General features: G+C 44.4%; 12 protein-coding genes. 4 read left to right on the forward strand and 8 right to left on the reverse strand.

Annotated features, from left to right (window positions below; genetic code table 11):
* The first annotated feature begins 61 nt into the window (after positions 1-61).
* From ACQEXT_RS00635 to ACQEXT_RS00650, 4 genes are all read left to right on the forward strand, one after another.
* On the forward strand, positions 62-1339 hold the full coding sequence (locus tag ACQEXT_RS00635) for a methyl-accepting chemotaxis protein (RefSeq protein ID WP_426950146.1): 1278 nt from the start codon (positions 62-64) through the stop codon (positions 1337-1339).
* Between the two features lie 395 nt (positions 1340-1734).
* A complete protein-coding gene (locus ACQEXT_RS00640; RefSeq protein ID WP_426950147.1) occupies positions 1735-2577 on the forward strand; it encodes a DUF4123 domain-containing protein in 843 nt (280 codons plus the stop codon).
* A gap of 2 nt (positions 2578-2579) precedes the next feature.
* The gene (locus ACQEXT_RS00645) at positions 2580-5840 is read left to right on the forward strand and encodes a T6SS effector BTH_I2691 family protein (RefSeq protein ID WP_426950148.1); all 3261 of its coding nucleotides are present in this window, start codon (positions 2580-2582) and stop codon (positions 5838-5840) included.
* Entirely contained in the window at positions 5837-6568 is a 732-nt protein-coding gene (locus ACQEXT_RS00650; RefSeq protein ID WP_426950149.1) for a hypothetical protein, read from the forward strand. The genes ACQEXT_RS00645 and ACQEXT_RS00650 overlap by 4 nt, the downstream gene beginning before the upstream one ends.
* 210 nt (positions 6569-6778) lie before the next feature.
* Here ACQEXT_RS00650 and ACQEXT_RS00655 read toward each other — a convergent pair whose 3' ends face one another.
* From ACQEXT_RS00655 to ACQEXT_RS00690, 8 genes are all read right to left on the reverse strand, one after another.
* Entirely contained in the window at positions 6779-8413 is a 1635-nt protein-coding gene (locus tag ACQEXT_RS00655; RefSeq protein ID WP_426950151.1) for an FGGY-family carbohydrate kinase, read from the reverse strand.
* A gap of 11 nt (positions 8414-8424) precedes the next feature.
* A complete protein-coding gene (locus ACQEXT_RS00660) occupies positions 8425-9384 on the reverse strand; it encodes an ABC transporter permease (protein WP_331417717.1) in 960 nt (319 codons plus the stop codon).
* 3 nt (positions 9385-9387) lie between these two features.
* A complete protein-coding gene (locus ACQEXT_RS00665; protein ID WP_426950152.1) occupies positions 9388-10386 on the reverse strand; it encodes an ABC transporter permease in 999 nt (332 codons plus the stop codon).
* Positions 10379-11872: a sugar ABC transporter ATP-binding protein gene (locus ACQEXT_RS00670; RefSeq protein ID WP_426950154.1), complete on the reverse strand. Its 1494-nt coding sequence runs from the start codon at positions 11870-11872 to the stop codon at positions 10379-10381. The genes ACQEXT_RS00665 and ACQEXT_RS00670 overlap by 8 nt, the downstream gene beginning before the upstream one ends.
* A gap of 62 nt (positions 11873-11934) precedes the next feature.
* Positions 11935-12909, reverse strand: a complete 975-nt coding sequence (locus ACQEXT_RS00675) for a substrate-binding domain-containing protein (protein WP_331417720.1) — start codon at positions 12907-12909, stop codon at positions 11935-11937.
* Positions 12910-13487: 578 nt separating this feature from the next.
* Positions 13488-13796, reverse strand: coding sequence for a c-type cytochrome (locus ACQEXT_RS00680; RefSeq protein ID WP_426950155.1), 309 nt, complete (start codon positions 13794-13796; stop codon positions 13488-13490).
* Between the two features lie 74 nt (positions 13797-13870).
* Positions 13871-14878: a low-specificity L-threonine aldolase gene (gene ltaE / locus ACQEXT_RS00685; RefSeq protein WP_426950156.1), complete on the reverse strand. Its 1008-nt coding sequence runs from the start codon at positions 14876-14878 to the stop codon at positions 13871-13873.
* An 11-nt stretch (positions 14879-14889) separates the two neighbouring features.
* Entirely contained in the window at positions 14890-15414 is a 525-nt protein-coding gene (locus tag ACQEXT_RS00690) for an NUDIX hydrolase (protein ID WP_331417722.1), read from the reverse strand.
* Between the last annotated feature and the right edge of the window lie 264 nt (positions 15415-15678).

Genomic DNA, 15678 nt, shown 5'->3' on the forward strand with positions numbered 1-15678 from the left:
ATACTTATTTTGTGTTAGTACTGTTATTACAAAATCATAAACGTAATTAGAATCGGAATATATGTTTTTTAAAAAGAAAAAAATGGTCAAAACCCCCGACCTTAATCAAGATTTTATTGAGTCTTTATATGGATCTCTGGCCGTTATTGAGTTTACCCCTGAAGGGGAGATTTTAAATGCTAGTGATTTGTTTTTATCCTGTGTTGGATACCAAAGGCAAGAAATTATAGGTAAGCACCATTCTCTCTTTTGTTTAGAAGAAATTGCGTTATCGCAACAGTATTCCCATTTTTGGCACAATCTAGCTTCAGGGGAAGCGCAAAGTGGAGTTTTCTCCCGACTTAATAAATCAGGAAAAGAAATATTTGTTGAGGCAACGTATTTCCCGATAATCTCTGATGGAAAAGTTATAAAAATTGCTAAAGTCGCCTCTGATGTTACAGAACAACATGTAAGAAGCATTGAAGATTGTGAGTTATTAAGTGCATTAGACCGAACGTTTGCCGTTATCACATTTTCACCTTCTGGAGAGGTAATTAATGCAAATGATGCATTCCTGAGTACTTTAGGTTATTCACAAGATGAAGTCGTAACCAAGCATCATAAAATGCTTTGTTTTGACGATTTTTATCAAGAAAACCCTCATTTTTGGAGGGAGTTACAAGGTGGGAGAGCATTTAGTGGGCGTTTTTTAAGAAAATCAAAACTAGGCGATAGAATTTGGATTCAGGCGTCTTACAACCCAATATTCAACGATAAAAATGAAGTATATAAAGTGGTTAAGTTTGCTACTGATATTACACCAGAGGTCCTTCAAGAGGAGGCTTCAAATGAGGCCATATCGATTGCTTACACAACGGCTGTTGAAACTGAACAAGTAGCAACGGATGGTAAAAAGTCAATAAACAAAGTTCAAGAACAATCACTAGACGCAGTTCAACAAGTGGAAAGCTCCGTCGAGCTAATAAATAAGCTAAATGAACTCTCAACTAACATTGAAAATATCGTCCAAGTTATTGGTAGCATTGCTGATCAAACGAACTTACTGGCTTTAAATGCGGCAATAGAAGCAGCAAGAGCTGGTGAATATGGACGTGGTTTTGCTGTTGTGGCTGATGAAGTGAGGGTTTTAGCTTCCAAGACATCAGGTTCAACAGATGAAATTAGTCGAGTGGTCTCTGAAAATGTAATGTTGACGAATAAAATATCCGAATCAATGGGGAAAATTAGAGTCTCTGCAATAGATACAAATGAACAATTATACACTGTATCTTCAGTGATCGATGAAATACAAAGAGGTGCAGAGGATGTCGCTAAAAATATGTCCAATTTAACTTAGTGTGAACCTAAACCAATTTTTTAGCTAGTGCGATTTTACTTACCGCACTAGCACTTCATAGCTAGCTGTGCCATACCTGTAGTTATTCATTAGTTGCTAAATTAGCAAAAACGCTGGTAAATAAATGTCCAAATACGACTTATTGCCAATTAGGAAAAGCAATTTCTCGACCTCCTGAAAAAGTGGCATTGGAAATGGTTCAAGAACGGCTCAAATCTTCTCTCGCTCGCATAGATAGAGAAAAAGTGATCTTACTTCGACATTTTTTGCCTAGTTTTTCTTTTTAAGTCAGAAAATGAGTAATTTTTCAATGTGCCATTGCTTGCTTATTGAGCGGTCGTTATTCTCGGTTTAATACAGAAGATATTATCTACGTCAGACCAGAGTAATACGCAATGAAGCCATTATTTGAATTGTCAAAATCAGAGCAACTATTTCTTTTGGTGGAAGGTGCTTGCATTCCTGACCTAGAAAGGCAGCTTTATCAACTACCTGGGGTAATGGAACAAGAACCGATATTTTTGTATCCCCCTTATAATTCGTTATTGAGTGTTTCACCGAGGCTAGTGAAAGCGACCCCAGAGGTTCAACACTGGTTTTTTGACCTCAACCAGTTTCAATGGGGATACTTTTTCTCTTCAGATTTATCATTAAGTGATGCAGCGAAAGCTTTACGGCGACTAATTATGGTTGAAATGCCAAGTGGTAATCCCGGATTTTTTCGTTTTGCTGACAGCAATGCAGCCTATGTTTTATTAGATACGCAATGTGCCATGCTATGGCTGCCCATGAACAGAGTCTGGCTTCATCAGGCGGGTGAGTGGCGAACACTTGACAATCCTTTTGTGATATCGCCAGAAATACCCCATCAATCGCTGAAACTTACAGACGAACAGTGGCGAAGACTCTCGCTCATCCCATGGCAAAATTCACTGCCCAATACATTGATTGCTCACATGCAGCGTTGGTTTCCTGAGCGTTGTCAGCAGATTAACGACTTAAGAAACTGGGTTTGTAGCCAAATGGATAGCGCTCACGCCAAAGGTTTTGAGACAGAGCAAGACTTACTCTATTACTTCAATATTCTCGGTTATGTAGGCGAACAGGCGTTGCTAAAGAATACCTACCCAAATCTCACTCAACTTATCGAACAACCGTCATCACACACCTCATCACAACGTATTGCTCAAGCGGCGAGTTTAGCCGAGCAAATTGCCAACCAACTCAGGGAGAGCTAAATATGAGTACCCCCAATAAAGCGGCTAGATGTGGATCAACCCACAAGGCAAAGAGTGCGGTGGGTCAGTGTCATATGCGACGCAATGACATAGGTATCATCCCTGTACGTTACGCCTTGGACGATATTAATGAACAAGGCCAACCACTTCACCCACTGCCTACCACCGATACCCAGTGGCAAGGTCGATTTGCCCCAAAGCAGCGTCAGTATACGTTAAGGCAATTACGTGATGGTTGGTTGTATGTCTATGACGAGACGGATAAGACTTTTGATGAGTATCAGGTGAAAGGGTATGAGTTGACCAAAATTGACTGGTCAAACGATGAAGCGGATAAACCTGCGAATGAGCGTGGCAGCAAAGGCGAAACGAAAAGCTGCTTGGTCTACCCAGCGAAAAATACACTCTATATGACGTTTGCCCATCAACGCTGGACATGGCGACTGTGTGAGCATATGCGTTCTAACCTATCCCATCGTTCGACATGGATGCGTAAGGTAAATTTGCAACAGTTCCATTCAACACAGAGTCACCCCCATGCGGGCCTTTCGTCTCAGCTTGGCAAGTATGTCGCTGATGTTGGCACCGATGGAGCACCGACAGGTGTGTTTGATACGACCTGTACACCATTAACACCCATTGAAGGCGGAGTTGATGACTTCAAACATGTGGCAGACAAGGCTGGGTGTTGGGACTTAGATTATCGAGCTGACTTGCCCGCCCAAGATTGCGGGATGTTTATTGCCCTCGATGACCCTCTAGCGGATGTGAGCGACTTGTTCTTACCTCTTTCCAAACAGGTTGCGGCGCGCAGCACAGCCCACCAAGATGAAGACAATCTTCACAAGCTACAAATGGCCGAACTGACTCGAACACTAGGGCGGATAAGAGTAGAACATGATGAGTTACCGGTGCAGGTTAAAGATGACCCAATCAAGGTGATGGAGTTTGAACGTCAACTTACTGAATATGTCGCCACTCAATCTCTGGCAGATAAAGAGCGTACCGCCCTTGAAGCTAACCCGAATGTCGGCAACGCCCCGTTTACTCCACTTCAAGAACAAGCGATTGAGAAGCTTGCTGAGCTAAAACAGACGTATCGCTTCACTCCGACTGCCGCGCAACGAGAAAGTTGGCAGCGCAATACGGTGTTTAGTGACGAAGTCAACTGGAGTGAACTCGATGCTTTCCTTACTCAGTATTACACTCAGATTAAAGGTCTGGATGAGCGTATCGATGTGCTTTATCAAGACTTTATAGCGGTGTTTAATCAATTGGGGACTGACCCACTGGTTTTTGGCCTCGATAATCAAGACGAGACTCACCTTACTTATCTACTTAGCTTAACCAGCCAGTACTTAGCGGTGGTAAAACAAGCGGTAAATACCGAACAAGCGAATGAGCAGTTGAAGCAGGCGCTTTCACTGGATTCGCCCAAAACGCTTTTCGCTCTAGCTTCTCTCGGTTTTAAGTTGGAAAACTGGCAAGCGCTGAACGCTTACGTTGATGAACTTAAGCCAGGCCTACTCTCCATCGAGAATGCTAGCGATATGGTTGCCTTTTCTAGTGCGATTGCTAACTGGGGCGCGTTCACTGGTGATGTGCGCATGCATGATAAAGCGTGGTTTAAGGCATTAGCAGAGCCAGTTCAGCTTAGTTTTATAGCACTTCAAAAAGCCGTCTCAGGGGTGGCCCAAGAGAGTTGGCGTGCTACTTCGAACTTGCTGTTCCCTAGCCAGATGAATACCACCGCAACACCGGAAGGTTTAGTCAGTAACTTGCGGCTGGTTATGTTAGAGGCCATCGTGAACCCAGAAGCTATCGTGGTTCATAATCCTGACTATCCCGCACAGTTTAAAACATGGCAGCGAAAGTTAAACACCGAAATGGCCACCATTCGTCATATTAGTCAGCTTCCCTCAGGAGAGGTGACGCCAAAGAACCACCAGATACAAACCATGCGCAGTGCTCAGCAGAAAATGCAGAAGTTGTTGAGTAGTGAGTTGCCAATGATGGTGATGCTTAAGCATGAAGCGGTCAATAACACCGCCAAGCAAATGCTTAACGATGCAGTAGAACGCAGTTGGCAACAAGGTAAGCAGCTCACTCAAGCATCATGGGACAAATTGGGTAAAATAGGGGGCGTCGTCGCCATCCTAAACCTTTGGAACGTGTCGGTTGTTCTGCAAGACATCCGCCATAAAGCTGCGCAACACCCAAGTAGTAGCTTATGGACTAACCCTGCAATCAGAGAAGCGACCTATGCGACAGGTTATGCGGTCTCCGCTGTTACCGCTGTGTGGCGAGATGCTGCTTGGGACATTATTGTTAAAGATTCAGAATTGCTTAAAAAAAACCTTAACAAAGCAATGGTGACATCTAGTGTTTCAGAGGTGGCTACACTCAAAACTTTTGCGAAAACCACGGCGGCGGTCTCTTTGTTTGGCTTAATCGCGACAGGATTCGAAACATGGGAAAGCTACGATAAATTCACTGATTCAAGTCATGCGCCAATGGAACGGTTCGGCTATGGCTTAAAGTGGGGATCAACCTTGGCTCAAGCTTTCGTGTTTGGAGTACAATTTGTAGCCAATATATTGAGTCGTGGTAGTCTAATCAAGGTGAGTATCGGGTCTATTATCGCCTCTTGGATGCTTACTACACTTATGGTTACCGGTATTGTGTATTTGATTGCTGTTATCATCATTAATGTCTTTAAACGTTCAGAACTTGAGAAGTGGCTGCTTCACTCCATATGGGGCAAACAATCGAAGCAATGGAAGCCTATCGAGGAGTTAACTCACTTAGAGCACATTATTCATAAACCTCAGGTTCAGCTTAACTCAGTCCCTAACCGAAAACCTTCCCAATGGATGGACTCTGGTACCAACCAATGGCAATTGGAGTTGACCTTGCCTGCATTTACCATAGGCCAACGGATTGGCTTACAAATAACGCGTAAGCCCAAACAAGTTTATAGCTATGGCCCTACTGAGGCGATGCCAGCTGTTATGCTTAATGAGCAGAACGGCACATGGAGCCAAAAAAAAGAAGAAGGTAGCCCCGTCACCTATCGATTAGATTTGGGTGGTAGTACGGACGATACCATTACAGTGTTAGTTAGCATGCCGTTTAACTGGCAAGCCTCAAAGCATCAACAACTGGGCTATATAGCGTCAGGTAAAAAACAAGGTGATTTAACCGTAGAGCCTGCGCCAAAAGAATTTGGCACTCGTATTATTGAAGTGAGAATAGACCAATGAAGAATAACCAAAGCATAGAGTCTCTAAAGGAACAACTTTATAACGCTGATGTAGCCTACTCTTGGGAGCACAAAGGATATGGCGGTAAATACGATCGTCTAGGGATATGGGGAATGGCAATATTTGTTGGCTGTTCAATATTTGGCTTTTTTTGGCTTGTTCTTGATGATTTTACCGTAGATACCCCGATGTTTTGGGTGGCATTTGCTTTAATGACCATGATGGTATTGATAACAAGGTATCTGTATTTTCCTGATAAACATCGCTGTTACCACTTAACCTCACGGGGTATTCATTGCACGGAGCAAGATATGATCCCAGAGGTGGCTTATAAAATCGTGCGTGGTTTTGCTTGGGTGGGGATTGCGGTGTGTGTTATTGCGGTTTTGTTACTTGGCCCCTTGGCGCTTGTCGGTGCTGGGGCATTTGCACTGATGTCATTTGGGATGACCAATTTTAAACCAACCGTTGATAAGTGCTGTCTGTTAATTGATGATCGCAGTGTCGCCTTTAATCTAACGAATGATGGTGTGATGTCATTTGCTGTTTCTGAGAAAGGTGTGCATGCCTTCTCAGGTGATATCTATATCTCTCTTGAGCAAAAAGAAGAGTTACTTGCTTACTTAAAAAAGACTTTTCCCAACATAGAGATCGTCAAAATCAAAAGACTTAATGACCAATATAAACACCCTGTTTATCAGCAAGATGAAGAGAGTGCAACAGAATAACGCTCTCGCTTTCTCACAAACTCATCAGATTTGCGTGGCAGTACTGGTCGACACCATAACCATACTTTTTAGCATGCCGTTTAACTGGCGAGCATCAAAGCATCAACAACTAAATTATTTATCTAAGGGGTAAGTGAGCCAATGTGATGGTATCGCTTATCTGTACCCAGAAGTAGAAAACCCAAGGTGGTGAGCCTTGGGTTTGGTGTTTTAAAACGCTTCCATTAGACGTTTGTATTGAACATCGTCCTCGTACATTTTGTGGAAAATTTTGTACTTAGCATCATAAAAGTGTTTTATTTTCTCTGTCTGAGGCATCACGCTTTTGCTTATCCGACTCATCGCATTCATTGCATCTGGAATATCACTGTAGAACCCTGCGGCAACGGAGCCCAACATTGCAGAGCCAAGAAGTACGGCTTCACTCTCTTCTGGTAGTAGGATCATACAACCAGTCGCGTTGGCATGTTCTTGTAGAAAGACACTGTTTTTCGTACCACCGCCACAGGCCATAATGGTATCGATGTCATAGCCTGAGTCGTTCATCACTTCGATAATATGGCGTGTGCCGAGGGCGATGCCTTGAATGGTTGCAAGGTACTGAAATGCCATATCATCTAGCGTTTTTGACATTTTTAGTCCGGTGATTGTGCCAGTTAAATGAGCATTCGCTCTCGGTGAGCGGTTACCATGGAAGTAAGGTAGAACATGAATGTCTTTTGTCAAAAATGCGATGTCTTCTTTGTTACCAGCAAGTTCCAATAAGCGATCGTTTAATAGCTGATAAACGGTTTTGCCTTGTTTATCGGCTAGCTCCTTAGTGTTTTTGTACAGTGGGTGAGATGTGATGATATGGTCGATCAAAGCACCAGTGGCTGATTGCCCGCCTTCGTTGAGCCAATAACCCGGGATCATTGCACTGTAGTACGCTCCCCAAACGCCATCAATGAATCGAGCCGCCTTTGATGCAGCCATATGGCATGACGAGGTTCCGCCGATCAGAGCGAGACGTTTATTAAAGTCGGCTTTCTCACCCGTCATTCCAGAGGCACCAAGAACACCAATACCACCCGCATGGGCGTCAATAATGGATGTGCCCACGGCGGTTCCAGGGGTTAAACCCAAGTCATCGGCAGCGTGTACAGTTAGACCGTCACCGACAGGTTGGCCCATAGGAAGAATTCTGTCACCAATGGTTTGTGCATTGTCTTCCAGTAGGTCTTCGAAACCAATGAGTTCGAAAAAGCCTCGATCCCATTTGTTTTCATGGCCAAGGTATGTCCATTTACATACGGTTGAGCAAAGGGATCGACTAGCATCGAATGTTGCTTTCCAAGTTAAAAAGTCGGGTAGGTCGAAGAAGTAACCTGCTTTTGCCCATGTATTTGGCATGTTTTGCTTGAGCCAAAGCAGCTTAGGTGTTTGCATCTCTGGTGAGATACGGTTGCCCACATAAGCCAATACAGGATGCTGAGTTTTGTTGATCCGATCGGCTTGAGCAATGGCGCGGTGATCCATCCACATTACGACGTTTTGTTCGCTTCGCCCAGTAGGACTCACCGTGAGCGGCTGGCCGCTTTTATCCAACACGACTAATGAACAAGTCGCATCGAAACCGATGCCTTTGACTTGGATAGGGTCGATGTTGGCTTGGGATACCGCATCTTTAACCGCAAGACACACACATTGCCAGATGTCATCGGAAGATTGCTCAACGAAGTTAGCTTGAGGTTTGAACATCATGGTGTCGCGTTTGGCTTCACCCACTTTACGACCTTGTGCGTTAAAGACACCCGCACGCGCGCTGCCACTGCCTACATCAACGCCGATAAAATAAATACTCATATACTACTCCGTTAAGCCTTATTTTTTTGTAAGAAGATAAATAAGATCAAGATGCCGCCCCATAGCGCCATAGTGAGATAGCTGCTCACTCCCAGCAAATTAAAGCCACTTTCTAATGTTTGTAATACGATAAGTGCAAGACCAATTCCGATAATGCGTCCAAAGCCACCGTCAGGGTTAATTCCCCCGAGTACTGAAGCGAGAATTGCCGTCAGAAGATAGGATTCTCCGTAGCCAGCCTTTGCAGAGTTGAATTTTGCCATCATCACAATGGCTGCGACCCAGCAAAGCACAGAAGAGATGACATAAACGTACAAGGTTGCTTTTTGTGTGTTGATACCGGAGAAACGGGTGGCTTTTTCATTGGACCCCATCAGGTAGATAGTTCGACCTAAGCTGGTGTGCTCCAATAGTGCCCATAAGCCAATTGCAAAACCTACAAACAAGATCAAGGGCATAGGTACGCCAAAGATTGAGCCGTTGCCGAGTACCAAAAGGGTTTTAGGGAAACCCGAGATAACACTACCGCCAGAGATTAACACGTTAAGACCATTAATCAGGGTCATCGTCCCTAAGGTTGCGAGTATTGGTGAAACGCCAACGTACGCGATCAATGCACCATTGAGCAAGCCGATGACTGTAGCGGTAATCAGGCCTGCGAGAAGCGCCAAGACAAGCATTGCTGAGCTATCAGGCGCTTGCGTAATGATGCTTGCCATTATTAATCCACACGCGTTGGTTGTTGCAATGATCGACAGGTTGATACCGCCCGTCAGCATGCACACAGCCATTGCCAGTGCGAGTAAACCGAGCAGTGGCATTTGCGATGACATCGATTGTAAGTTATCAATGGAGAAGAACGCTTGCCCACTTGAGAATGCCATAACGGCGAGGATGCCAGCTAAGATCACCAGTAAGTAACGAATGTTCTTGTCTGTCGGCAGCTTTAAACTATTTAGCACTTGTTCCATGGTTTATGCCTCTTGTAGTGCTTGTTTTTTCTCATTGATTGCCGTCATACTGATGCTGCAAACAATGATTAAGCCAGTTACGACCGTGTGCCAATATGAAGGTACACCAAGTAACGTCAGACCGTTCTTAGCAACGGCGAGCAATATCACCCCAAGTACAACGCCAAACAGCGTACCTTTGCCTCCTGTCATACTTGTGCCACCAAGTACAACCGCAGCTAGTACCGTAAGCTCAAACCCCATAAGAGAGTTTGGAGCGACTGATTGGGTTATTTGGGTTTGAACCACAGAAGCAATGCCTGCAAGTGCTCCCATGTAGCCATAAACGAACAGATTAATACCAAATAGGTTAATACCAATACGACTCGCCGCGTCTGCGTTACCGCCGACCGCGTAAATCTGACGCCCCAAGCGTGTCTTAGACATCAGGAATGAGGTGAGGGCAATCATTGCTACTAAGGTTAAGATTGGAAGTGATAAGCCGTAGTCATAGCCGTCGCTACCGGTAAATGTGAATAGCTCAATACCATCCATAAACCAGTCAGGAAAACCGTACAACCATTCGCCGTTACTAAAGTAAATCAGTAAGCCAAAGAACACGTTCAATGTTGAAATGGTAATGATGATCGCTGGCACCTTGAGTTTGTAGACCAGCGTAGCGTTGATCATACCAAGCAACACACCCACGACGGTTGCAATAGCAAACGCAATCATGAAGTTACCACCAATCGTCAAAATGTATGTCGCGGTGATGTACTGTGCAATCGCAGCACTGGCTGGGAATGAGATGTCGATGCCGCCAGCGATAAGTACGACAAACAAACCACAAGCCATGATGCCTAGCAATGCCGAACTGACGGACATGTCAAAGATGTTTCCAAGAGTGAGGAAATCTTCTGAGGCAAAACTCAGCACTGCGACAATCAACACAATCATCAATGAGAGGTAGAACTCATGGCGTTTGCTGAATGAAGATAAGGAACAACGAAACTGGTTAAGCATTGACGGCCTCCATGATTTGTTGCTCAGTAGAGTGAGCGGGTTGGAAATCATGAGTAAAACGTCCTTCTTTCATCACAATCACGCGATGACTGTTGTAGAACACTTCGGGGATTTCATCGCTGACCATGATGATTGCCATTCCTTTTGCGGCAAGATCTTTTGCGATGGTGTAGATTGCTTCTTTATTGGCAACGTCGACACCCACGGTCGGAGAGTCAAGGATGAGCACTTCTGGCTCTGCGGCTATCCATTTTGCGATAGAGATACGCTGCGCATTACCACCGGATAAACTGGTTACTGGGAGTTTTGGATCCGCGGCTTTGATGGACAATGAACAAATCAATCTATCGACGAGCTTGTTTGCCTTTAGATGGTCAAGAAAACCTGAGGGCTTCTTAAGTCTGTGCATTACTGAGGCGGTAATGTTGTCTTGAATCGCTTGTTCCATCACCAACCCAGTCGACATGCGGTCTTCAGAGACATAACCGATACCTTGAGAAATTGCGTCACGATTAGATTTGAATGTGGTTGGTTGGCCGTTGATGCGGATAACGCCGCTGTCTGGTTGAGTCATGCCGAACAATGCCATACACAATTCGGTTCGTCCTGCGCCAAGTAAGCCGGTAATGGAGACGATCTCTCCTGCACGAACTTGAAATGAAATGTCGTCAAATTGGCCACGTTTCGACAGATGTTCTACTTCAAGTTTAACGGCACCTTGCTGGTGGTAATCGGCAAGAGGAGTGAATTCGAATCGTTGTCCGGTCATTAGAAAAGCCAATTCGTCACTGTCTACTTGGTCAGCTTGATAGGTTCCGATGGTGCGGCCATCACGAATGACAGTGATTCGGTCGGAGATCTCCATTACTTCATCAAGCTTGTGGCTCACAAAAACCACTGTGACGCCTTTGGATTTAAGGTCTGCGACCACGTCGATGAGGTGATTCACTTCGGTGCGAGTGAGTGAGGCGGTTGGCTCATCCATGATCATTAATTTGGCATCAGATGCCATAGCTCGGCAAATGGCGACGAGCTGACATTCGGCAATTGAAAGCTGCTCAACGCGTTTATCCAGTGGTAATTTGACACCTACTTTTGCCATTGCTTGAGTTGCAATGCTCTGAATACGCCTCTGTTGCACCAGTCCTTTTGTCCATTCTACATGATCCTGAATGGCAATATTCTCTGCGACAGTTAAGTTTGGGAATAGGGATAAGTCTTGGTAGATAACTTGAATGCCGTGTTCAATTGATTGTTGTGGGGTGAGTCGAGAATAGTGTTTGCCCGCTAATGTGATCTCAGCGCCTTTCTCTGGTGCGTGAACGCCAGATATCACTTTAAATAATGTGCTTTTCCCACAGCCATTTTTGCCAGCTAGGCAGTGCACCTCACCTTGATTGAATGTTAGGTTTATCCCATCCAATGCCTTGACGGAACCAAAGTGCTTGGATACTTGCTTGAGGGTAATAAAAGGAGTTCCAGACATGATCATTTCCAATAAGGTTGGGCGGCGTTGCACCGCCCAATTTAAAACAGGGTTTGTTTAGCTTAGAAACCAAGCTGACGTGCGTTGGTTTTATCCACTTCTAGAATCTTGTTAAACTTGATCACGCGGTTTTGCGCATCGATTTCTGCATCGCCTAGGCCTTGGACATTGACCCCTTGAGATACGTCTTTACCTTCGAGCATTTGTTTAGCAACGGCAACCAAGGCGTAGCCCGCATCTGCAGGGTTCCACAAGAAGCCTTTATCAATCTCGCCACGAGCTAAGTACGGAGCAGCTTGGCTTGGCATCATAATACCCACGACGCTGATTTTGTCTTTTGCGCGTTTCTTCTTAATGGCTTCACCTGCACCGATGCCACCTAATGAACCGTAAGAAACGATGCCAGCCATATCTGGGTGTGCTTTCATCAGGTCATTCGTTGCGGCATAAGATTGATCGATGCTTTCAGCAACTGGCATACGGCTAGTGACTTCATACATTTCTGGGTAGGTTTTCTTTTGGTAATCGATAGCTAGATTTGCCCAGTTGTTATGCAGTGGCACCGTTAATGAGCCAACATAAACTGCGTAACCACCTTGCTTGTTCATATTTTTTGCAAGCTCATCCATGGTTGCTTTCGCGTAGGCTTGGTTATCAATCGTTTCGATATCCCAATCCGCACCATGTCCATCTGGTGACTCATGGGTTAACACGATAATCCCTTTCTCACGAGCTTTTTTAAATACTGGTTCCAATACAGTTACATCATTCGGAACCACAGTAATTGCATCAACGCCTTTGGCAATTAAGTCTTCAATAATTTTAACTTGTTGCGCTGGATCTGGAGTGGAAGGACCAAGCTGGCGAGCTGTCACGCCGAAATCCGTAGCTGCTTGCTCGATCCCTTTGTTCATTTGGTTAAACCAAGGAATGCCAGACACTTTAACTACATTTACGATTTCATAATCTTTAGCTTGAACGCCGGTAGCAGCAAGGGCTAGCGTTACAGCTGCCGCTTTCAGTAAGACCTTTTTCATCTTCATCAATCCTTTATTTGTTATGTGTAGGGTAAGTTGAACCGATGAGATGATCTTAAGGTGTATTTCAATAGAAGATTGAGCACCAGAGATTGAATTGTGATTTACACACGTTAATGAAAAATTTCCTAGTAAATTATGTTAAATAATTGTGATTATGGAAGTGTGACGTAATTTAGGGATCAGTTGTTATCATTGTGGGTATCAAAAATATAACAATTAGATCATTTTTTTTACGCGCGTGTTGGGTTTTGAAAATGAGGGCAGATGGTGATGAGCAGAAAAGGCTCTTAATGAGAGATTAATTGATAAATGGGGGATTTAATCACAATAAATAGCAACTTGATAATTTGTTACATGGCTTGTGAGTGATATTTATCATCTGCGCTCATGAAAAGAATAAGAAAGAACGCAGGCGGTTTGTAATTATATAACGAATACTAGTGTGTTTGGCTTGATCAATTAGACTCAGTTCGCTGGTAGTAGAGGGCGCACCGGGTATCTACAGCATTCAGCGTCTTTTGGTATTACGGTGGGGAAAGCATCCCGAGGAAAAGGCTTTGTTCTATTTGCCGACGTTAGTTTTGACTGGAGAAGTAAGCGGCAATGTCTTTTAGATCTTGATCATTAAGGCGTGAAAGCTGACCTTTCATCATTTCTGCCAGTGGTCCAGTCCGATTACCTTGCTGATAATCTTTCATAGATTGGTATAGATACTGAGCGTTTTGACCATTGATGTTAGGGTAAGATGGCTTAACCGCTTTCCCTGTTTGACCATGACAAAAGACGCAGCTTGGCGCTTTGATTTTGCCCAGTTCTGGGTCGCCGAATGACTCAGCTTGAGAGAAGGGTGACAATAACAGTAGAAGTAAGAAGACTCTTGCCATCAGTTGAACTCGGTAAACAATGATGGAGCTAGAATAAAGCTTCCCCTAAGGGGAAGCTCAAGAGTTTGAAGTCATTATTGGCTGTACTGTGCCAGTTTTGCTAGCAAAGTATCAATATCTTCGCCTGTGACATCTTTATGAGTGACGAAGCGGATTGGATTTCCTGGTGAGACTGTGATGCCATCGTCTGCCAGTTTTGCCGCGATCTGTTTGATATCAATGTTCTCATCGAGTTTGGCAAACACAATATTCGTTTCTACCAATTCTGGTTTAACATGATAACCATCGATCTTGCTTAGGCCTTCAGCAAGACGTTTAGCGTTGGCATGATCTAACGTGAGTTGTTCAACTTGCTCAGTTAATGCGAGTTTGCCGGCCGCTGCCAAAATACCGGCCTGACGCATACCGCCACCGACCATTTTACGTAAGCGACGAGCTCGGGCGATAAATTCGCTGCTGCCTAGCAGCAAAGAGCCAATCGGTGCTGCGAGTCCCTTTGACAAGCAGATAGTCATGGAATCAAAGTATTGGGCAATCTCTTTAACATCGATATCCAGTGCGACTGCTGCGTTGTAAACACGCGCACCGTCAAGATGAAGCATTAAACCGTGGTGATTAACAAACTCTCGCGCTTGTGCCAAATAGCTAAGCGGTAGCACTTTGCCATTAATGGTGTTTTCGAGGCTGAGTAATTTAGTTCGGGCAAAGTGTGAGTCATCCGGTTTGATCGCTGCTGCTAGCTTTGCAAAATCGAGCGTCCCGTCTGGGTTGTTTTCAATCGGCTGAGGTTGAATTGAGCCAAGTACTGCGGCACCTCCAGCTTCGTACTTATAGTTGTGCGCTTGCTGACCACATAAATATTCGTCACCGCGCTGACAGTGAGCCATTAAGCCAAGTAGATTCGCCTGAGTACCCGATGTGGTAAATAGTGCGGCTTCGAAACCGTGTCGCTGCGCAGCCCATTGCTCCAACTCATTAACGGTTGGGTCATCACCATAAACATCATCACCGACAAGCGCTTCACTCATCGCTTTGCGCATTGCTTCGGTTGGTTTGGTTACGGTATCAGAACGAAAATCCATAAATTAATCTCCTAAATATATCCACATAGCTTGGCTTTGCTTAAACACGCGATCGTTTTAGCATCGGTGATTTCGCCTTGAATGATTTTTTGTTCGAGTTGTTCTATCGATAGCGAGATAACGTCGATGACCTCATCTTCGTCGCACTGGTAACGTTGCGTATGGCTCAGATCTTTCGCGACGAATAGGTATTGAATTTCATCACAGAAACCCGCGAGAGGTGTTACCTGTCCTAGAGATATCATGCTTTTTGCGCTGTAACCAGTCTCTTCTTCAAGCTCTCTGTGGGCACAAGCCTCGACGGGTTCGCCACTCTCTAGCGTTCCAGCGGGTAACTCCAGAAGCCATTTTTTCAATGAAGGTCGGTACTGATTGATAACAATGATCTGTCCATCGTTATCGATCGGGAGAATAACAGTCGCTCCAGGATGAGAAATGGTGGTGTGGGTGATGTTTTTGCCATTGGGAAGCGTCAGATTTTCTTCTATCAAAGAAATGCTTTTCCACGAATGGATAGTTTTAGTTTGATTTTCCATTGAATCGCTTTATTCGTCCATAGCTCTAGACTGGCCTACATTACAGCTTCGGCTTGCAGAGATAAAGATCAATTCCATTCCTAGTTGCTGAGTAGGTTATGCAGAACAGTGATTAAACTATCAAAAGTGCAAACATTGATTTCTAGGCGTTACGTAAAAACCGCTTCTGCTATAAAGATCCGTCCAATCAAAAAAATGCACTTGTAACAAAATGATAACAAATGTATAAAATTATACATACAAGGTTTCAAGGTGTCCCTAGGA

This window comes from Vibrio sp. TRT 29B02 (genome assembly GCF_050113655.1).
Classification (GTDB): Bacteria; Pseudomonadota; Gammaproteobacteria; order Enterobacterales; family Vibrionaceae; genus Vibrio.